The organism is Streptomyces sp. JLYT201, assembly GCF_059448825.1.
In genome coordinates this window covers 9,744,222-9,763,610 of sequence record NZ_CM182551.1, presented here as the reverse complement: position 1 = coordinate 9,763,610, position 19,389 = coordinate 9,744,222, and the positions used below count along the sequence as shown (strand labels likewise).

General features: G+C 73.0%; 16 protein-coding genes. 10 read left to right on the top strand and 6 right to left on the bottom strand.

Annotation, left to right across the window (positions count from 1 at the left end; translation table 11 throughout):
* The first annotated feature begins 4 nt into the window (after positions 1-4).
* The 6 genes from AC5WAM_RS41050 to AC5WAM_RS41025 all read left to right on the top strand — a co-directional run bounded on the left by AC5WAM_RS41050 (position 5) and on the right by AC5WAM_RS41025 (position 4,300).
* Positions 5-244, top strand: coding sequence for a hypothetical protein (locus tag AC5WAM_RS41050; RefSeq protein WP_366791736.1), 240 nt, complete (start codon positions 5-7; stop codon positions 242-244).
* The gene (locus tag AC5WAM_RS41045; RefSeq protein WP_495520847.1) at positions 244-618 is read left to right on the top strand and encodes a fic family toxin-antitoxin system, toxin component; all 375 of its coding nucleotides are present in this window, start codon (positions 244-246) and stop codon (positions 616-618) included. Before AC5WAM_RS41050 ends, AC5WAM_RS41045 begins: the two co-directional genes overlap by 1 nt.
* A 1,124-nt stretch (positions 619-1,742) precedes the next feature.
* Entirely contained in the window at positions 1,743-2,993 is a 1,251-nt protein-coding gene (locus tag AC5WAM_RS41040; RefSeq protein ID WP_495520846.1) for a helix-turn-helix domain-containing protein, read from the top strand.
* A gap of 155 nt (positions 2,994-3,148) precedes the next feature.
* On the top strand, positions 3,149-3,619 hold the full coding sequence (locus AC5WAM_RS41035) for a hypothetical protein (RefSeq protein ID WP_495520845.1): 471 nt from the start codon (positions 3,149-3,151) through the stop codon (positions 3,617-3,619).
* Positions 3,616-3,822 (top strand): hypothetical protein, encoded by a 207-nt coding sequence (locus AC5WAM_RS41030; protein ID WP_495520844.1) that lies wholly within the window; start codon positions 3,616-3,618, stop codon positions 3,820-3,822. The genes AC5WAM_RS41035 and AC5WAM_RS41030 overlap by 4 nt, the downstream gene beginning before the upstream one ends.
* Positions 3,815-4,300, top strand: a complete 486-nt coding sequence (locus tag AC5WAM_RS41025; protein WP_495520843.1) for a hypothetical protein — start codon at positions 3,815-3,817, stop codon at positions 4,298-4,300. Before AC5WAM_RS41030 ends, AC5WAM_RS41025 begins: the two co-directional genes overlap by 8 nt.
* Positions 4,301-4,570: 270 nt before the next feature.
* Here the strand turns inward: AC5WAM_RS41025 and AC5WAM_RS41020 are convergent, their stop codons facing one another.
* Positions 4,571-5,299 (bottom strand): dienelactone hydrolase family protein, encoded by a 729-nt coding sequence (locus AC5WAM_RS41020; protein ID WP_495520842.1) that lies wholly within the window; start codon positions 5,297-5,299, stop codon positions 4,571-4,573.
* 1,300 nt (positions 5,300-6,599) lie between these two features.
* Between AC5WAM_RS41020 and AC5WAM_RS41015 the strand changes: the two genes are divergently transcribed.
* The 3 genes from AC5WAM_RS41015 to AC5WAM_RS41005 all read left to right on the top strand — a co-directional run bounded on the left by AC5WAM_RS41015 (position 6,600) and on the right by AC5WAM_RS41005 (position 10,172).
* Complete coding sequence (locus AC5WAM_RS41015; RefSeq protein ID WP_495520841.1) at positions 6,600-7,616, top strand: hypothetical protein; 1,017 nt, start codon at positions 6,600-6,602, stop codon at positions 7,614-7,616.
* 109 nt (positions 7,617-7,725) lie between these two features.
* Positions 7,726-9,252, top strand: a complete 1,527-nt coding sequence (locus AC5WAM_RS41010; protein ID WP_495520840.1) for an amino acid permease — start codon at positions 7,726-7,728, stop codon at positions 9,250-9,252.
* 119 nt (positions 9,253-9,371) lie between these two features.
* Positions 9,372-10,172 carry a GNAT family N-acetyltransferase gene (locus AC5WAM_RS41005; RefSeq protein WP_495520839.1) on the top strand — a complete coding sequence of 267 codons (801 nt, stop codon included), beginning with the start codon at positions 9,372-9,374 and terminating at the stop codon, positions 10,170-10,172.
* 56 nt (positions 10,173-10,228) lie between these two features.
* On the opposite strand, the gene AC5WAM_RS41000 is transcribed toward AC5WAM_RS41005, so the two are convergent.
* Positions 10,229-10,714, bottom strand: a complete 486-nt coding sequence (locus AC5WAM_RS41000; protein WP_366791753.1) for a hypothetical protein — start codon at positions 10,712-10,714, stop codon at positions 10,229-10,231.
* 184 nt (positions 10,715-10,898) lie between these two features.
* On the opposite strand from AC5WAM_RS41000, the gene AC5WAM_RS40995 reads away from it, so the two are divergent.
* Positions 10,899-11,996: a MerR family transcriptional regulator gene (locus AC5WAM_RS40995; protein ID WP_495523759.1), complete on the top strand. Its 1,098-nt coding sequence runs from the start codon at positions 10,899-10,901 to the stop codon at positions 11,994-11,996.
* Positions 11,997-12,084: 88 nt separating this feature from the next.
* Here AC5WAM_RS40995 and AC5WAM_RS40990 read toward each other — a convergent pair whose 3' ends face one another.
* The 4 genes from AC5WAM_RS40990 to lanL form a co-directional block, all read right to left on the bottom strand.
* A complete protein-coding gene (locus tag AC5WAM_RS40990) occupies positions 12,085-12,798 on the bottom strand; it encodes a class I SAM-dependent DNA methyltransferase (RefSeq protein ID WP_495520838.1) in 714 nt (237 codons plus the stop codon).
* Between the two features lie 79 nt (positions 12,799-12,877).
* The gene (locus AC5WAM_RS40985; RefSeq protein WP_495520837.1) at positions 12,878-14,629 is read right to left on the bottom strand and encodes an ABC transporter ATP-binding protein; all 1,752 of its coding nucleotides are present in this window, start codon (positions 14,627-14,629) and stop codon (positions 12,878-12,880) included.
* Positions 14,626-16,290, bottom strand: coding sequence for an ABC transporter transmembrane domain-containing protein (locus tag AC5WAM_RS40980; protein WP_495520836.1), 1,665 nt, complete (start codon positions 16,288-16,290; stop codon positions 14,626-14,628). The genes AC5WAM_RS40985 and AC5WAM_RS40980 overlap by 4 nt, the downstream gene beginning before the upstream one ends.
* Positions 16,291-16,696: 406 nt before the next feature.
* The gene (gene lanL, locus AC5WAM_RS40975) at positions 16,697-19,342 is read right to left on the bottom strand and encodes a class IV lanthionine synthetase LanL (protein ID WP_495520835.1); all 2,646 of its coding nucleotides are present in this window, start codon (positions 19,340-19,342) and stop codon (positions 16,697-16,699) included.
* Positions 19,343-19,389: the final 47 nt, after the last annotated feature.

Here is a 19,389-nt window from a genome sequence, read left to right as displayed (position 1 = left end):
TGCTATGGCGAAGACACAACTGGGCGCACGCGTGGACCAGGACGTCGCGGACCTGGCCAAGAAGCGCGCCGCCGACCTGGGTTTGAGCATCGGTGACTACCTGGCCCGGCTGGTCCAGGAGGACGCCAGCGGTCTGCGCGCGCGGGCGGTGGACGCGGCTGCCGGATTCCTGGCCGAGCACCAGGCCGTCTTCGACGAGGCCGAGCAGGCACAGCAGGCATCCCGGGGAGCGCACGCGGTCTGATGGAGCTGCACGTCGACGTCTCCTGGATCCTGCACGTCACGGAGGCCGCCGGAGCCAACGATCCGGCCCCCGACGACTACGGCGTCCCCATCGCGGCGGTCGCCCGCCACCGGGCGGCACTGTTCGAACAGCCCGTCTACGACGGCCCGTACGCCAAGGCCGCCGCCCTGGTCCACACCCTGGGCCGCTGCCGCTGGCTGGAGCGCTCCAACCTCGCGGTCGCCGCCGCCACCGGCGTCATGTACCTCGAGGCCGCGGGCATCACCGTCAAGCCCACCCACGAGCACGCCGTCGCCCTCAAGGACCTGCTCCTGGACCCCACTTGTTCCGTGGCAAGGATCGCCGCGCTGCTGCGGAGCTGGCCCACCGCCTGACCCCTCCGCGGGCGCGTGACCGCCCTCCTTGGAACGCGGCCGCCCGCCGCGACGGACCCAGCCCTCGGCTTGTCTTTCAACCTCGGGCCTCATATACCGGGTTCAAGTCCCGTCACTCACCCTGCTGGCCAAGGGCCCGCGCCAGCCACGCGGGCTCCGGCGACGACGTGCTGCACGCCGGCCCAAGGTGTCGGTGGCCAGGCTCGCCACCGCAGCCCGCCGTGACCCGCAGCCGGCGACACCCCGGTCACGAACGCGGGCACGCGCACGGCGGGGGCCGCGCCCCTCGACGCCGGGCTCCTCCCAAGCCGCTCCTGGACAGGCACTTCGGCACGGCCAAGGCGCGCGCTTACGCCGCCTGGCAGCACCGGTGCGGCCAACGGCCCTGTGCGCGCCTCCCTCACCCGGCTCGGCGATGCGCGCGGATTCGCCGTCGTCGTCTGGCCCTGAAGGGAACCGCCCATGAACGAGCCCAACTTCCCGGACCTGGGCACCGTCTTAAAGACCGGCGCCACATTCGCACGTGACCTCGCCGAGCGCGTGGCCGCGTCGTTTCGTCGTCGCCGCGGCGCGATCGCGGCCGGGCCCGGGCCCGGGCCCGCGGACATGTTCCACACCTCCTTCTGGGAGAGGCGGCCGCGGCCGCCATCGCTGCGGCGGGCTCCCTCGTCAAGGGCACGCTGGCGCGGGCCCGCGCCATCGACTCGAAGAACAGCGCGAGCCTGATGAAGGGGCCTGACGACGGTTCCGGAAGCGTCCGTTGCGGTCGAGCTGGGGCGGCTCCGTGGCACGGTCGCTACGGGCTTCGCGGAGGTCGAGGGGGTACTGGCCGTGCTCGTGGAGCGATCCACGCGCACCGAGCAGGACCGAAGCAGCTGCGCGAGGTGCGGGAAGAACGTCGCGGCGCTCAGCGCCGAGATCGTCGACGCACTGACCGGGATAGCCGGCGCCGCGACTGGGCCTGATCGCTCTTCTTGCCCTCTGAGCGCGACTCCCTCGCCGCCTTGATGCGGGCAGGGCGGCTTCATTGCGTACCTGGAGTACTGCCTAGACTGAACCCAGACACAGAAGCGGCCTTGCTCTTACTCTGAAAGTGGTGAGCTGTCCAGAGAAGGGCAAGGCCTATGTCTTCAGATGCTACCCCGGCCCCCTACGCTGACCCGCTGCGCTTCGGGCAACGTGCCCAGATCCTTCGCGAGCGGCGCGGCATGACACGGTCCCAACTGGCTGATCTGGTGGGAATCTCGCCGTACACCCTGAAGAAGATCGAGAACGGGCAGCAGAACGCGCCCGGCATGGAAATGGTCATGCGCATCGCCGAAGCGCTTCGAGTGCGAGACCTCGCTGATCTGACAGGCCACCCAGACATGCACGTTGACCTCTTCATTGGCCCCGGCCACCCCCGCCTCGCGTCGGTCAAAGCTGCGGTCGACTCCTTCGCGCTGGCGTCCAGCGCGGAACCCCCACCCGTCGCCCACTTGGAAGCTCGCCTCCACGCCGCGTGGAAAGCGCGCCACCAGGCGCCCAACCACCGCGAGGTCATCGGCAGACTGCTCCCGGACCTCATCCGCGACGGTCAAGTCCTGGCCCGTCACGCGGAAACCGCGGCCGACCGGCGAGCCGCTCAGGCACTGCTGGCCGAGACCTATTGCCTCGCCCAGTTCTTCGCCGCCTACCAGCCAGATTCCAGCCTGTTGTGGCGCGTTGCTGAACGCGGCATGACCGCTGCTCAGGAGTCGGAGGACCCGCACGCGATCGGCGTCGCCGCGTGGCTGCTGGCGCAGGCACACCGCGACAGCGGCCCGCGCCACTTCGAGGCGGCGGACGCCGTCAACACCGAAGCCATCCGCTTTCTGGCCCCGCTCCTGCCCGATGCCTCCCACGAGGTCCTCGCCATCGCCGGAGCGCTGGAGTTCGAACTCGGGTACACCGCAGCTCGCCGCCGGGAGACCGGCACCGCGTGGCGCCACTGGGACAAGGCCAACAAGATGGCCGAGCAGCTGCCGCGCGACTACTACCACCCGGTGACGTCGTTCTCCCGCGCCATCATGGGGGCGCACGCCGTCACGGTCGCCGTCGAGCTGCGTCAGGGCGGAGAGTCCGTGCGCCAGGCCGCGAAAGCGGATGAGAGCGTCATCCGCTCCCGGCCCCGCCGAGCCCGGCACCGCATCGAAGAAGCGCGCGGCTTCCAGCTCGACGGGCAGCCGGACGTCGCCATCGCCACGCTGGAGAAGGCCTACCGCTCGGCTCCGGAGACGATCGCGTACAACGGGTACGCGCGGCGGATCATCTTCGAAGAGGTCGAATCGAAGCAGGCCGAGCGCCGCCGCCGGGCTTCGGTGCTCGCCGTCGATGTGGGCATCTTGGCGGCATAGAAGGGGACCGGATTCCGGTCCTCGCCTCCCACGTATTGCCCCTACCGTCGCATTACACCTGATCAGCGACGACAGGGGCAGATCGTGGACGCCACCCAAGAGAGAGCCGTATCGCAGCGGCTGGCCGAGGCCGACCCGCGTCCGGAGGCAATCCGGTGAACACGCAGGCGGAGAACAGACTGATCGCTGACTGGCTGGCCCAGGCTCACCCGCTGCCGAGCAAGGCCCGCCGCGAGTGGACGGACGCCTACGTCGCGATGATTCCGCTCGGGCGACGCTTCGACGCGGTACGTGTGCCCGCCCGGCGGGTGCACGCCGCGGTCGCCAGCGACGAGCCCGCCACGGTGGCCGCGGCCCTGCGGAACTGGCTGCGCGGCCCGGTGATCCGGGACCTGCGCAGCCCCCTGGGCGCGTACTACTTCCTGGTGACCCCGGGGGCGGAATGGACCGGCCCGGAGCCGCGTCTGAGCACCGGCACGTACCTCGGCGTCCCCCGCGTGGGACACATCGCCTACCTCATGACCTGGGTGGTGCCGCCTGAGCACCCCGGGAACCTGTGTGACGTCACGGCGCTGCGCACGCTGCTCGCCACGGCCGATCCGCTGCGAACGGTGGGCCGACCATGACCGGCCTCCGCGACTGCGAGGACAGCCAGGAACCCAGGGGCCCGTACGAGGCCTACCGCGAGCACCTGGACACCTGCCCCCGCCGGCACTTCGGCATCCTCGCCGACTGCCCCGAAGGTGCGCGGCTGCACGCCGCCTGGATCGAGGGCGACCGCACGGCCACCGCGCCCGCGGGCCCGGCCGCAGGAGGCCGGGATGGCTGACCTCAAGCCGGTGGTACTGCTCGCCGCCCTGCCCGAGATCGGCATGCTCGACGCGGCGCAGCTGTCCGGCGCCGCGTGCGTCTGGTGCGAGTACGAGTTCAACCCCGGCGAAGGGATTGACCTCGGCAGCCCCGGTCCCTTCCGGCCGCATGGCTGTCTGCTCTGCTGCGAGGTCAGGACGAACTCCCTGACGACCTACCTCACCTGGTACGACCACGAGGTCACGTGCCGCCGGTGCCCCTTCGGCCCGTGCGCACAAGGCCGGGCCCTCGGCGCGGCGCATCTGGCCGTGCGGGAACGGGCAGGCCACCCGGCAATACGCTGCGCGGCCTGCCGGAGCTCCATCGCCCCGGGCGCGCCGCTCCGCCCGCACTTCTGGCGAGAAGAGCCCTGGCCGATGTTCGGCTACCTCCACGCGCGCGACTGCCCCGCAACCCTCCCGGAGCAAGCCGGGACACAGGGCAGCCCACCCCAATAGCGCCCCCAGGCGTGCGGGTGCGGCTGGCAGCACCCTCGGTCATCTGGCCGGGGGCGCCGTCCTGTTCCCTGATCGCGTTCAGCCGCTCTTCCACTCATGCCCCGGAGGACCGGCGGAGCTTCCTCAGGGGCCTGTTCCCCCAAGTCCGCCGACAACCGGCTGCGCTCGGTCTGCGCAGCGGGCGGTGTCCGGCACACGCGCTCCCGCGCTGCCGAAACGCCTCGGTCGAACGGCTTGGTGTGCGGTCCGGGATCGTGGTCGCCGACCAGGTCACTCCGTTGTGGGAAGGCACTCGGCGAGCAGGTCGACGAGGTCCCGCCAGGCCCGCTGCGCGTGCTGCGGGTGGTAGCCGACCCCGGGGCGCACGGTGTGGTCGACCGGCGGATGGTGGAAGGCGTGCAAGGCGCCGCCGTAGACCACCAGGCGCCAGTCGACGCCCGCGGCCTGCATCTCGGCGGTGAATGCGTCCCGTTGCGCAGGCGGCATGATCGGGTCTTCCGACCCGACCCCCGCCCACACCGGGCAGTGAATGCGCGCCGTCTCGCCTGGTCGGCCCGTGGTCAGTGCGTTGACTGTCGCGATCGCGCGCAGGTCGACGCCGTCGCGGCCGAGTTCCAGTGCGATCGCGCCCCCGGTGCCGTAGCCGACGGCGGCGATCCGGTCCGGGTCGGTCCGCGGCTCGGCGCGGAGCACGTCGAGCGCCGCGTGGCCGATGCCTCGCATCCGGTCGGGGTCGGCGAGCAGCGGCAAGCAACGGGCCAGCATCTCCTGAGGGTCGCCCAGATAGCGCCCGCCGTGGAGGTCGAAGGCCAGCGCCACGTACCCCAGTTCGGCGAGTGCGTCGGCCCGGCGGCGCTCGACGTCGCTGAGCCCCACCCCCTCGGGCCCGACCAGGACCGCGGGCCGGCGGTCGACACCGGCCGGGAGTGCGAGGTGCCCGATCATCGTCAGGCCGTCGGCCGCGTATTCGATCGTGCGCGTTGTCACCGTCGTCGTCATGAGCCTGGACTGTAGTGATCTTCGATTCCGGTCGGGTCGGTGCTCTGCCGTTGGCAGAAGGCAGGTCTCCGACGTATTCGGTCGGCTCCTCCCAGGGGCTGCACAGATCGGCGGCTGCCGCGCCGGGGAGCCTCAGAGTCTCCATCCCTTGACGGAACGCGGAATCGTGCGAGGGCTGTCCGCTGTCCGGCGAATCCCCGGGTCAGTGATGGTGTCCTGCCCGGTGTTCGAGATCCGAGGTCGAAAGACATCGCAGCGGCGTGGGTCACGTACGCATGACTGCGGGCCCGCCCCCTCCCCCGCTTCGGATTCCGTTGCGATCATGTCTTTCTGACCACACGTCACGAGATGTCGACCAAAGCGCACCTCAGGGAGCCTCATTCGTGACATCGAGCGCGACCGTTTCCTCGCCGCCCGACCCCCACCATCGGTGACGAACAAGCATTGTCCAGCCAGTCTTGGCGGATGCGCGATGAACATCAGCGCGCTCATGGTGAGCAGTCGCGCATCGCGGCGGTGGACCGCGCGGCCGGTCCCGCTCCTGCCCGGCCGCCCGTCCGCGGGGCGCGCCGACCGGCGCCGCCGCCTTGCGTGCGGGACGTCGCATTCAGGGCCGAAAGCAGTGTATGCCCAGGTCAGCGGGGCCCAACCGCTTCCGCGGAAGGCAGCGGCCCCGTTCCCGTGCCTGCGAGTACACGCGCGCGAGCTCCCGTACCGCGGCCGCCCGCCCTCTGGGGGTCACGGTCGGCGGGGCCGGTCACTGATAGTGACGCTCGCTCACGGAATGGCTGAAACCTGCCGCTGAGCAGCCGGGCATTTTTTGGAATCCTCTGGTCATGCGCCTCTCCAAGCACTTAAGTACCTGTCAGGCAGTCGCTACCAGCCAAGAGCGATAACCGTCGGGCGGGAGATGAGCCAACAGCCGTCCTCGCCCTGTCCGTCCGCCCAGCCCGCGGTCCTCGCACCGCCGTGTCACCCCGCCCCAACTGCCCGAGGAGCCCTCCGCCCATGGCCGCCAGCGCACACCATTCGGTGTCGTGCTCACACCAACCGGCGAACCGTAGCGCTGGCTGCTGCCCGGCGGGCCGCCGCAGAGCGAGCGCCGCGCGGTCGGGCCGCGCGCCGGGCCACCGGGTCGCGCACGGAGAAGCCGACGGCCTGCTGTCCGTCGGGCGGGCCGTCACGTTCCGGCAGCGCTGTCCGAACCGGCCGGTTGCCACGTGAAGGAGGCCCTACCGCCAGGACGCCGTACCCACGAGAGCCAGCCGAAGGCGCACGGCCGCGGCCGGGAGGCGCGCTGATGGCGAGCTCGAACCCGGCCGGCCGTGACCGGGACCTCTACACGGCGGTGCAGGACATCCAGGCGGGCTACTGGATGCAGATGCGGCAGGTGCTGGCCCGGACGGGCACCTGGCCGCAGTGGACGTCCCGTACGCAGGTCCTCGGCGTCGTAGCGGCCCAGAACAACGTCGTGGAGTTATGGCTGGAAGAGGAACCGGAGAGCCTCGCCGCCCGGGTGATGTACGCCAGGGTCGCCACCGAACGGGTGTTGCAGGCCCACCGCGGGCACCAGGCGCATGACTCCCGGCAGGCACGGGACCTGGAGACGCTGGCAGACCGCGCCCGGCAGGCGTGCCACAGGGCGGGCGAGGGAAATCCCGACGACTCCGTGCCCTGGATCTGCCGTCTGGCCCTGGCCGAAACGGACACCCAGGGACGCTACCCGGAGCATCACACGGCTCCGCCGCCCCATGAGTACCTGCTGCCCCGCGGGCCATGGGGGCTCCTCGGGGAGGTGCACCGCCGGGATCCGTTCAACCGCGAGGCGTGGCACCGCATGTCCCAGGCGCTCCAGGCACACCCGGGTCCAGCGGGCCGCCAGGCGGTCGCCACGGACTTCGCCCGCTGGGCGGTCTCCTTCGCTCCGCCCGACTCGCCCCTGCTCCTGCTGCCCCTCTACGCCCGCGTCCAGGAGCACCGGGAGCGCCGGGACAAGGGTGCCGAGGTCACGCTGAACCTCCTGTGGACCAGGGAGGACACCACCCGAGCCATCACGAAGGCGTTCGAGGGCTGGTTCCGGACGTGCGATCCGGCCACCAGTTCCCAGCTGGACCTCAACTACCTCGCGTACGCGCTGGCGAGGGGCGGCTTCGCCCAGTGGGCATCCGAAGTGTTCGACGCCATCGGCGACTTCGCCACGCCCGCCCCGTGGCAGTACGACGCCCGGTACCCCAGGGACCAGTGGCAGAAGGCGTTCGAGGAGGACCGCGACGCCTGCCTGAGAGCCCACCCGCGGCCCCCGGGAAGACACCCATGACCGTCGGCCCGGCCCCGCGGCGGGCGCCGCCACGCCCCGTCGGCGGCCCGTCAGCGCCCCGCCTGCACGCCCTCCTTCAGCTCATTCAGCCTTCCTGTGCGGAGAACCCATGACTTCGGTAAGAGCACGGCGCCAGCGGCCGAACCCTGTCCATGACGACGGCGAGGACGCGCGCATCCTCCAGTCGCTGGGCTACACCCAGCAACTGCACCGCCGGATGGGGGCGTTCGGCAACTTCTCCGCCTCCCTGTCGGTCATTTCGATCATGTCGGGGACCCTGCTCCTGTTCGGCTACGGCCTGAACTCGGGCGGCCCCGCGGTGATCATGTGGGGATGGCTCGCTGTCGGGCCGCTTGTGCTGTGCCTGGCCGCGGCCCTGGCGGAGATCACCTCCCGCTACCCCACCAGCGGCGGCCTGTACTACATGGCCCGCCAGCTCGGCGGCGAGCGGTGGAGCTGGTACACCGGCTGGCTCAACCTGCTCGGCCTGCTCGGCGGCATCGCCGCCCAGGACTACGGCATCGCGACGTTCACCGCCGCGTGGATGAACCTGCAGTTCGACTACACGCCGACCCCGGGCTCCCTGCTCGCCCTGTACGCCGTCATCCTCGCGCTGCACGCGGCCCTGAACCTCTTCGGCACCCGGCTGATGAACATCCTGACGTCCGTGAGCGCGTGGTGGCACCTGGCGGGGGCCGTCGTCATCATCGGCTCCCTCGCGCTCGTGCCCTCCGAGCACCAGTCGGCCGGCTTCGTCTTCTCCGAGTTCACCAACAACACCGGCTGGAGCGCCCCGGTGTACGTGGTCCTGCTGGGCATGCTGCTGCCGGTCTTCGCCCTGGCGGGCTACGACACCTCGGCCCACCTGAGCGAGGAGACCAACCACGCCTCCGTCGCCGCGGCCCGCGGGATCTTCCGCTCGGTGACGGTGTCCTGGATCGCGGGCGGCATACTCCTGGCGACGCTGCTGTTCGCCATCCAGGACTACGCCGCGACCCTCAACAGCCCGACCGACGTGCCCGTGGCGCAGATCCTGCTGGACGCCCTCGGCATGGCCGCGGCCAAGGCCCTGCTCCTGGTGATCATCGTGGCCCAGTTCCTGTGCGGCTACACCGTGACCGCCAGCGCCAGCCGGATGATCTACGCCTTCGCCCGGGACGGCGCCCTGCCCGGATCGGCGCTCTGGAAGAAGGTCAGCCGCCGCACCGCCATCCCCGCCAACGCGGTCTGGCTCGCGGTCGCCGTGGCGTTCGTCCTCGCGCTGCCGTCCCTCTACTCCTCGACGGCCTTCGCTGCGGTGACCGCCATCTCGGTCGTGGGATTCACCTCGGCCTACGCCATCCCGGTGCTGCTGCGGCTGCTCCACCGCGACCGCTTCTCCCCGGGGCCGTGGCACCTGGGCCGCTGGAGCCGGCCGATCGGCTGGGTGGCGGTGGTGTGGGCGGGGGCGGTCACGGTGCTGTTCCTGCTGCCGCAGAGCAGCCCGATCACCGCCACCACCTTCAACTACACGCCCGTGGCCGTAGTGGTGGCCTTCCTCATCGCCGCCCTGTGGCGGCGCTTCGGACGCAGCGCCTACCACGTGCCGCGCTCCAGCTCCCCCACCGAGGACAAGCAGTTCGAAGGCATCATCTGATGGCAGCGACACCACGAGCCGCGCGTGCGGTTCCCAGCGGCCCCGAGGCGCCGGAGCCATCCGCTCCCGGCCCCGAAGCCGCCACGTCCTCAACGACCTCAACGCCCCAGGGGAGTACGGTGACCGGCCTCACGGAGTCCATCGAATCGGCACAGCAGCTCGCCGTCGCCTGGCGTGCCATGGTGCTCGACCGCGCCGCGGACGCGGACGTGCGCGACCTCCCCGGCATCGCCGTCCGCTGGGCCGACTCCCGTTTCGCGTTCTGGAACTGCGTCACCCTGACCGAGCCCGGAACAGGGGCCGCTCTCGCCGCACGACGCCTGGGCGAGGCGGCGGGCATCATGCGCGCGAAGAAGCACCCGGGCTTCTTGTGGCTCTTCGAGGACCTCCTCGATGGCGAGGCGCGCGCCGCGCTGACCACGGCGGCCGAGCAGGCCGGCCTGGAGTACGCCTTCCCCGGCACGGGAATGGCCGGAGACCTGCTGCCCGTCCCCGACCCGGTCCACCCCGACCTGACGTTCGTGCGGGTGCGCACCGACGAGCACCTGCGGGCCTACGCGGACCTCCAAGCACGCGCCTACGGGCTGCCCTTGGAGGAAGCCCGCGTCGGCCTGGTCGGCTCCGCGCGCTGGAAGAGCGAGATGTACGCCTACCTGGCCATGCGGGGGGACGTGCCGGTGGCGTGCGCCGCTACGGTCGAAGCGCAGGGGCGCCTGTTCGTCGCCTTCGTCGCCACCGACCCGCAGTGGCAGCGCAGGGGCTACGGCGAGGCGGTCACGCGCAAGGCGCTGCACGAGGGCGCCCGCGCCACCGGGCTGACCCGCGCCACGCTGCACGCGACCGTCGCCGGGGCTCCCGTGTACCCGCGCATCGGTTTCACACCGAACTCCCCCTTGCACTTCTACAGCCTGAAGGAGTGAGCCGTAGGGACCGGCCCGCGTTGACGAGGCCCGCCCCGGGTGGGGCGGGCCGTCCGTCAGTCGGGCCGGGTGCGCCGCTGCCGGTCGTACTCCGCCCAGTCGTCCGGCGGATAGGTCGCCTGCGGTGCCGCGAGAGCCACGTCCACCTCGAGCGCGAGGTCCCCGTCGAAGAAGCCGTCCAGGTCACGGAGACTCTCCAGAGCGCGTACGACGTCCTCGCCCAGCGGGCGCGCCATCCGGTCCACGCCCGACGGCACGGCGAGCATGCCCTTGCGGACCATCCGCACCGCGTGGTCGGCCTCCGCGTCCAGGCCCAGCGAGATGTACCCGACGCCCAGGGCGACGCCCTTCAGTGCCCTGCGCACGCCCTCGCACAGATCCCTGATCCCGTGCATCGTCTGCATCGGGCTGCCCGCGGAGTGGTCCCCACCAGGGTTCGGCCCGTACCTCTCCTCCAAGCGCCGCCGCTCGCCCTCCAACAGGCCGAGCACCTCACTCAGCAGACGGCCCACACGTCCGAGCTCGCCAAGATCGTGCTTCACGATGCCCCTCCCCACGCGGCCCGCCCGGGCCGCATGACCCCACCGTCACCAGCTCGCAGCCGATGCACAAGACCAGCACCCGGACAGGAGCCCGCCCAGGGCGCTCCCACGCCGCATGAAGACGGCTCTTGACCCTCACGTGACGTCAGGCCGCATAGTCGGTGCCGTGAAAGATCACTGGACTGTGGGGCGCGTGGCCGAGCTGGCCGACGTGAGCGTCCGCACGCTGCATCACTATGACGAGATCGGGCTCGTCCGGCCGTCGGCACGGACCGCGGCCGGGTACCGGGCGTATTCGGCGGGCGACGTGGAGCGGCTCAGGGAAGTGCTGGCCTATCGGCGGCTGGGCTTCGGGCTGCGGGAGGTCGCGGAACTGGTCGGCGACCCGTCCACCGACGCCGTCGCGCGCCTGCGCCGGCTGCGCGGCCTGCTGGTGGAGCGGCGCGATCGCGCCGACGCCATGGTGGCGGCCATCGACAGGGAACTCACGACACGGGCGAAGGGACTGAAGGTGACACCGGAGGAGCAACTGGAGATGCTGGGCGCACGGCTGTACGACACGATCGGCGGCGCGTACACCGCGACGAGGCGTACCGAGCCGCGGATCGCCGAGCGGATCCGGGACGCGCTGGGCGACGCGCGGACGGTGCTGAACGTCGGGGCCGGCACCGGCTCCTACGAACCCGCTGATCGCGACGTGACCGCGGTGGAGCCCTCGGCGGTCATGCGGGAGCAGCGGCCCGCCGGTTCGGCCCCGTGCGTGGTCGCCGCCGCGGAGAACCTGCCGTTCGAGGACCGGTCCTTCGACGTCGCGATGGCCGTGTCCACCGTTCACCACTGGGGGGACCCGATGGCGGGGCTGCGGGAGATGCGCCGCGTGGCCCGCCGCGTGGTGGTGCTGACGTTCGACACCGACGAGCCCGGATGGCCGGACCGGTTCTGGCTCACCCGCGACTACCTTCCCGAGTTCGCCGCCGTCCTCGCGGAGTTCCCCTCGCTCGCCGCGATGGCCGACGCGATCGGTGCCCGCGCCGAGCCGGTGCCCGTCCCCTGGGACTGCGCCGACGGCCTGTTCGAGGCGTACTGGCGCCGACCGGAGGCGTATCTGGAGGAGGACGTGCGCCGTGCGGTGTCGGTGTGGACGAAGGTCGGGCCAGAGGCCGAGCGGCGGGCGGTCCGAAGCCTCGGCGACGACCTGCGTTCCGGCCGGTGGGCCGAGCGGAACGCCGACCTCGCCGACCTCGACGCGGCAGATCTCGGCCTCCGGCTGCTCGTGACGTGAACGACCACCGGCCGCGGGCGTGTCGAGGGCGGCGGCCGACGTGCCGCGAGTCGGGGGGCGGCCGCTGCCGGGACGGGAAGCCGGCCGGTCACGTACGGACGTACTGGCGGAACAGCGCGCCCGTGCCCGGTCCGGGCAGTGGCCGGAACCCGGCCCGCTCCAGGAGCCGACCGGCCTCCTCCTCAGGGAACACGCGGTAGGTGGAGTGCTGGTGTGCCAGCACGGTGTCGTCCCGCAGGACGAAGTAGTCCTTGACGATCCGCCCGTTGCCGCCGTCCTGGACGTGCTGGACATAGCGGAGTCCACCGGGCAGCGACCGCTCCGAGGAACGATGTGCTTCCTGGACGGACAGCAGCAACAGCCCGCCCGGCCGCAGAGCGGCGGCGAGACGTTCCAGCCCCGCGGCGTTCTCGTCGTCCCGCAGAAGGTGGCTGCCCAGGTGGGCGCCGTCCCGGCCGGCGAGCCAGAGCCAGACCCCGCCGACCGAGTAGGCCACGTCGAACGCGGGTCCCCACGCCGCGCTGACGACGTCCTGGTCGATGAGCCGCACCCGGTCGCCGAGCCGTGCTCGTGCCCGGGCCAGCATGCCCCGGGTGTGGTCGATGCCGGTGAGCCGCAGCCCTGTACGAGCGAGTTCCAACAGCCGCTCGCACACCAGCCCCGTCCCCACCCCCAGCTCAAGGACGTCCCGGCGATCGCCGATGCCCGCCGCCAACTCGCGCGCGTAGGCGTCGTAGTCGTAGTAGCCCGACGTCATGATCAGGTCGTAGTGCCGGGCGAGTTCCGCGTATGAGTCGGCCACCGTGCGACGCTAGCGGGGCGCGCCGCGCACCGGTAGGGCGAGGCCCCCGCCCGAACGGGTCGTAGCCTGAGAGCGCGCGTCATGTCCCTGGGATCGGCGAGGAGTTCCGCGGTCGCGGGGAGCGGCCCGCCCCCGCATCACCGCCGACGCGCGCGGGCCAGTGGCCTGCCAGGTCCGCGTAGGTGGGTACGGACCGTACGAGTTCGTCGTGCGTGCCCTGCGTCGCGCGGATGCCGTCCAGGACGACGACCCGGTCCGCGCGCAGTGCCGAGCTCATCCGGTGGGCGATCACCACCAGGCTCCCCTCCCGTCTCGCGAACGCCTGCTCCACCTGCTCCTCGGCGAGCGGGTCGAGCGCGCTGGTCGCCTCGTCCAGGATGATCAGCGGGGCCGGGGAGAGATAGAGGCGCAGCAGGGTGACGAGTTGCCGTTCGGCGGCGGTGAGGTCTCCGTCGCCCACCCGCGCGCCGTAGCCGCCAGTGCGTGTCACCAGGGCGGTGGCGCCGAGGGCCGCCACCGATCGGTCCAGTTCCGCGTCGCTCACGCCGTCCGGGCGCAGACAGGTGAGGTTCTCGCGCAGGGTGCCGTCGAAGACGTACGACTCCTGAGGTACGAGGCCGATGGTGCGGCGGACGGTGCCGGGTGCGAGACCCCCCAACGGGCGGCCGCCCAGCAGGACTTCACCGGAGTCCGGCGGGGTCAGTCCGGCCATGACGTCGGCGAGCGTCGACTTGCCGATTCCGCTCGGCCCGACGACGGCCACGTGCAGTCCTGGGGGAACGGACAGCGACAGCCTGTCGATGACCGGCTCGGAGGCAGGGCCGTGGGCGAAGGTCACGTCCCTGAGCTCCAGGCCGGTCTGTCCGTACGGGAGCGGAGGAGTCGGCGCGTCGGGCACGGGCTCGGCGGTGCGGCCGGTGACCCCGGTCAGGTGTCGTACCGTCACCACAAGGGGCAGCCCCACCGAGGCGGCCGTCTGCGCCAGGGTCCGCAGCAGCGGGGTGACCTGGGTGTACAGATAGGTCGCGGCGCCCGCGAGGGTCCCGGCCGTCAGGGTGCCGCCCGAGGTGAGCGAGGGCGCCGCGGCCAGCATGAGGACCACCGGCAGATGGCCGCCGACCGCGACGGCCGCGCCCCGGCCCACGCCCGCCCGCGCCAGCGCCCGGGTCAGCGCGGCCTGCCGGTCGGCCGCCGCGCCGATCCTCGTGAGGGCCTGGGCCCCGGCGTCGCACGCCGCGATGTCCCGCAGCGCCCGTACCGTGCTCCCGGTCTCCGCGGCGAGCGCCTCCCCCGCCCGCACGGCGTCCCGGTGGATCGCGGCGAGCGGTCTCAGCTGCCAGGCCAGCAGGGCGAGGGCGGCCGCCACGCAGACCAGGGTGAGCAGCGCGAGCCGGGGCGCGAGGACGGCGAGGCCGATGACCGCGGCGGCCAGGGACAGGACCACGTCCCGCAGGCTCAGCAGGAGCGTCCCGGTGAGTCGGCGGACGCTCTCCGCCTGCCCGGCCACCCTGGCCACGGCCGCGTCCGAGCCACCGTCGGCCAGGGCTGCGTGCACGATGCGCGTGAGCCACGCGTCCCGCAGCGGCTCCACGACGTCCGCGAGGTGCCGGGTGGTGATCCAGGAGGCCGCGGCGCGCAGGACGTACGCGCCGCCGAGCGCCAGCAGCCAGGCCGCGGCGCTGCCGGGCCGGTGCGCGAGGGCCCCTTCGTCCAGGGCCTTGGCGACGCACCAGCCACCGGCCAGCGCGGGCAGGCTGTCCACGGCCGACCACAGCAGGAGCAGCACGACGGCCCGTCGGTGGCGGCGCAGGTCCGTGTACAGCACGTTCATCGGCCCGCCCTCTCGTCGGCGGTGGACCGGGTGGTGAACAGGGCGCGGTACTCCGGCAGTCGGCACAGCTGCCGGTGCGTGCCGAGTACCCGCAGCCGCCCGCCGTCCAGCCAGGCCACGAGGTCGGCCCGGGCGGCGGTGGCGGCCCGGTGGGCGACGACCAGGCGGGTGCGGCCCCGCATCGACGCGTCGAGCGCCCGGCCGACCTGAGCCTCCGTGACGGTGTCCAGGCTGGACGTGGCGTCGTCGAGGACCGCCACCGGACGGTCGTGGACGAGCGTACGGGTGAGGCCCAGGCGCTGCCGTTCCCCGCCCGACAGCGGCAGGGCGTCCAACGGTGTGGCGCAGCCGTGCGGCAGTCGGTGTACGAAGTCCGCCGCTCCGGCTGTCCGCAGGGCCCGCTCCACCTCGGCGTCCGAGGCCTCGGGGCGCCCGGCGACGAGGGCGTCCCGCAGTGTCGTGCCGAACAACACCGGCCGCGCGAAGGCGTATCCCACATCTCCGGCCCGCACCGGCTCACCGCCGACGCGCACGCTCCCGCCGTGCGGGACCAGCAATCCCGCGGCAAGCGCCGCGACCGCGTCGAGTGCGGGCCCGGCCGCCCCGACGACGGCGAGCGAGCGGCCCGCGGGCACGGTCAGCTCCAGTCCGTCCAGGAGGGCCTCGTCGTGGTCGTCGCGTACGTGCACGCGGTGGAACACCAGGTCACCGGAGCGGGCAGGCGCGGCTGCCCGGGACGGCGGCCGCGGCGGAAGGTCCAGGACGCCGCGCACCCGCCGGGCGCTGGCGTGGATGTAGCCGAGGTACGCCGACGTCGACACCTGGTCGGTGATCCGCAGCGCCAGGGCCGTGTACCCGGCGGCGGTCAGCATGTCCGGCGGTGCGAGGCGGCCCGCCGCGACGTCCCACGTGACCACGCTCATGACGGCGACCAGCACGGCGGCCTGGAGCAGCCCGGCACGGCGGCCGGCCGCGCCCTCGACGCGCCAGGTGGCACGGCCCGCCGCGGTCAGGGCGGGCAGTGGCGCCAGGATCCGGGCGGCCTCCGCCTGCTGGGTGCCGGTGGCCCGGATGCTGCGCAGGCCCGTCAGGGCGGCCGAGAGGCGCCCTGTGAGGGTGCTCTGTTCCTGCTGGTAGCGGGTGTGGTGATGGCTCGCGGCGGCGCCGGTGCGCCGCATTTCCCGTACGGTCAGGGGGATCGCGACGGCGAACACCAGCGCGAGCCACTCGTCCATGAGCAGCAGGGCGGCCAGCGCTCCCAGGGAGGTGGCGGCCCCCACCAGGAGGGTGACCGTGGTGAAGCAGGCGTCCGCGGTGCCCTCCGCCGCCGCGACGAACCGCCCGGCCAGGTCGCCCGCCGAGTAACGGCGTGTGGCCTCCGGACCTGCCGCGAGCAGCCGCTGTGCCAGTTCCTTGCGCAGGCGGGCGGTGCAGCGGGCGACGGCGGAGTTCTTGGTGAACCCGGCGAGGACGGTGGCCGCCACGTCCGCGGCGAGCAGGACGCCGAGGAGCACCCGGGCCCCGGTGTCCGACAGGGTGAGCGCGTCGGCGAGCGCGGCGGGGATCCACAGCGCGGTGACCGTGCCGAGCACGGCCGCCGCCGCGAACCCCGCGTGGTGGTACGGCGCGTACAGGGCGACCCGGAGCAGGAACCTGCCCACCGCCGGATCCCTCGGGGGTCCGGGCATCCGCATGCCGGTGTCCTTTCGTGTTCCTCCCCGCCCTCCGCTCCTGCCGGTACCGGTGCGGAGGGCGGGGAGGATGCGGGGAGGGTGCGGCGCTCTGGGGGATAGGGCACCGCACCCCCGGTCCCGCGTCAGATCTGACCCAGGATCAGCGGGATCAGATGGTGTGCGGGCGGCTGTTGTTGCTGCCGCAGGCGGCAGCGGCGGTCTCCTCCTGGGGCAGGCGGTTCAGGGCGTCGAGCATCTGCGAGCCGGTCATGTCCGGTTCTCCTTCTTGTCGGGGTCTCCGCCGCTCGGCGGAGACCGGTGCCACCGCGGCCGGACGGCGCACGGCGGGTCTGGGGCCCCTGGCCAGGTGGATCAGGGGCGGATCAGGGGTGGGTCAGGGGTGGGTGGCCGGGAGCCAGGGACGCGGTCCGCCGTGGCGCAGCCGGATCAGGAACGAGAGCGCCCCCGCCGTGCCGGTCGCGTGGTCGGCGTACGGGCGCTCCCAGCAGTCGCCCGTCGTCACCGGCTGTCCGTCGGCCGTGCCCGCCCGCGCGGCGAGCGCGTCGGCGAGTTCCCCGGCCCAGGTGCGGTGGCTCGTCCGGCCGAGCACCTCGTACAGGTCGAGCAGGAACTGCCCGTCCCCGCTGATCCCGTGGCACGCGCCGAGCGGCGCTGTCGGTGCGGCCCGGCGTACGGCGACGGCGGCCTCCTCGGCCAGGGTGAGGTACGGCTCGTGGCCCGTCACCCGCCAGAGGCGGAGCAGGAACGTGCCGACGCCGGACGCCCCGTGGCACCAGTGCGCGAGGCGGCGGTCGGCCCGCTGCGGCCCCTCGCCCCACCAGGCCGCGCCGTCCTCGCGCACCGCCGCGCGCACCAGCAGGTCGCCGGAGCGGCGGGCGGCGTCCGTGTACGCCGGGTCGGCGTGCGCGGCGCCCGCCGCGAGCAGGAACGTGCCGATCCCGGCACTGCCGTGCGCGAAACCGAAGTACGGGCCGGTGGAGTCGCCCGCCGCCGACGGCCACCACAGTCCGCCGCCGTCGGCTTCGCGGGCGGCGTCGAGGATGCCGTCGGCGCAGGCGCGTGCCCGCTCGGCGGGCTCGGGGTCGGCACTCAGTTCGTGCAGGCGCAGCAGGGCGAGCCCGGCGCCCGCGGTGCCGTGGAAGACATCGGGGGTGGTCCAGCGCACCGGCAGGCGGCGCGCCATGGCGAGGGCCCGGCGGCAGGTCACCTCGTCGCCGACGCGCAGCGCGCTTTCGTACGCGGCCAGGCACAGCCCGGCGTGTCCCGCGTAGAGGCCGGGCAGGATCCGTCGTCCGGGCCGCGCGTCGAGCCTGCGGTCGTACCAGCGTGCCGCTTCCCGCAGTCCGTCGGTGAGGCGGGCGGCCAGGTCCGCGGCCCACGGCCCCGCCTCGGCCGGACGGGCCGCCGCCTGCACGAGGGTGCCGGTGATTCCGGCGGCGCCGAACTGGAGCGTTCCCCGGTCGGCGCTCCCGGCGGCCGGGTTCATCGGCCACAGGGCCGGTCCGTCCGGGGTCATGCCGGACAGGAGGTGGCTGAGCGACCCTTCTACGAGGCGATCGAGCCGCTGTGCGTCCACGAGTACGGGGCGTGCGGCGGCCTGGGGCGCGGCGGCCGCGCAGAGCGCGGCGACGACGGTGCGCGCTCTCGCGAGATCCCACCGCCTCTCGGGCTGATGGTGCGTCAGCCCTGCTATGGCAGCGTCGAGTTCCCCGCACACGGGGAAGTTTCGCGCGGCCTGCCGCAGCCACGTGCCCACGTCTCCACCGGGTGCCATCAGCGGCTCGCTCTGGAGGCAGAGCAGCGCGAGGAGCATGCCCACGCTGTAGCGGTCGGCGGCCGGGTCGGGACCTGAGGTGCGCTGTTCGGGGGCGGCGTAGCCGGGCGTGGCGAGTCGGCCCGGCGTGCCGCCGGGCAGTACGGCGGCCTCCAGGTCGATGAGGGCCATGCGCCCGTCGGGCCGCACGATGACGTTGGCGGGCGACAGGTCGCGTATCACCACGCCTGCCCGGTGTACGGAGCTCACCAGGGCGAGGAGGGACCGGGCGTGCCGGAGGACCTGGTCGCGGCTCAGCGGCGGCCGGGCGGCGGCGTCCACGGGGGCCGCGAGGTCCCGCAGACTGGTACCGGCGATCTCCTCCTGCACGAGGAAGAGGTGCCCGTCGAGATCGAACGTCTCCACGAAGCGCGGCACCGCGCCCGAGGGGGCCAGGTGCTTCAGGACGGCTGCCTCGTTGCGCAGCAGATCCCGTACGTCCCGCCCGTCGTCCTCCACGTCGAGCCAGGGCCGCCCCTGTTTGATCACTACGGGCGCACCGCCCTGCCGGTCCTCGGCCCGGTAGACGCCGCCCTTGTTGGAGTGCCGGACCGCCCCGGTCACCCGGTACCGTCCGGCGAGCAGCAACTCGCCTGTCGCGGCGGGCTCCTGCGGGAGCGGACCGAAGGGGTCGGTGGCCCAGGGCGGCGGCGCGAACCAGGCGCTGCGCTCGTCCGGTGTCAGGGTGCCGTCCGGCGCCACGAGCACGTCCTGCCAGAGCCCGTCGTCGTCCAGCTCCCGCAGGGCGGCGAAGCCGCCGTACCGGTGGTGCACCAGGCTGTCCTCGCGGTAGCGCCGGTCGGACAGGATCGCCGGTCCTTCAAGCCCTTCGGTGGCCCGGTGGAGCGCCTCGGCAAGGTCCACGCACTGCGCGTCGCTGTCCGGGTAGACGGTGAGGAACTTCCCTCCGGCCGCTCGCTGGTAGTCGCGGGCGAGTGACCGGCGCAGCCGTTCGGCCGTGCCGATGAACTTGAACGGCACGCCCAGCGGCAGCAGTTCCCGCGCCGAACGCCGCAGCACTTCCTCGGCGTTGTCCGGCACGGCGGACAGGTGGAGCTTCCAACCCTGCAGCCGGTAGCGGTGGTTCACGGGCTCGACGTGGTACCAGAAGTCACCCTCCCGCGTCTCCCACGCCCCTGCCGCCGCAGCGGCCGTCAACTCGGCCCGCAGGACCGCGACGAGACCGCCCTCTTGCGTCTGCGCCACCGCCGTTCCCCTGCCTCTCACCTGATGGCCACCCCTGCGGCGACCGG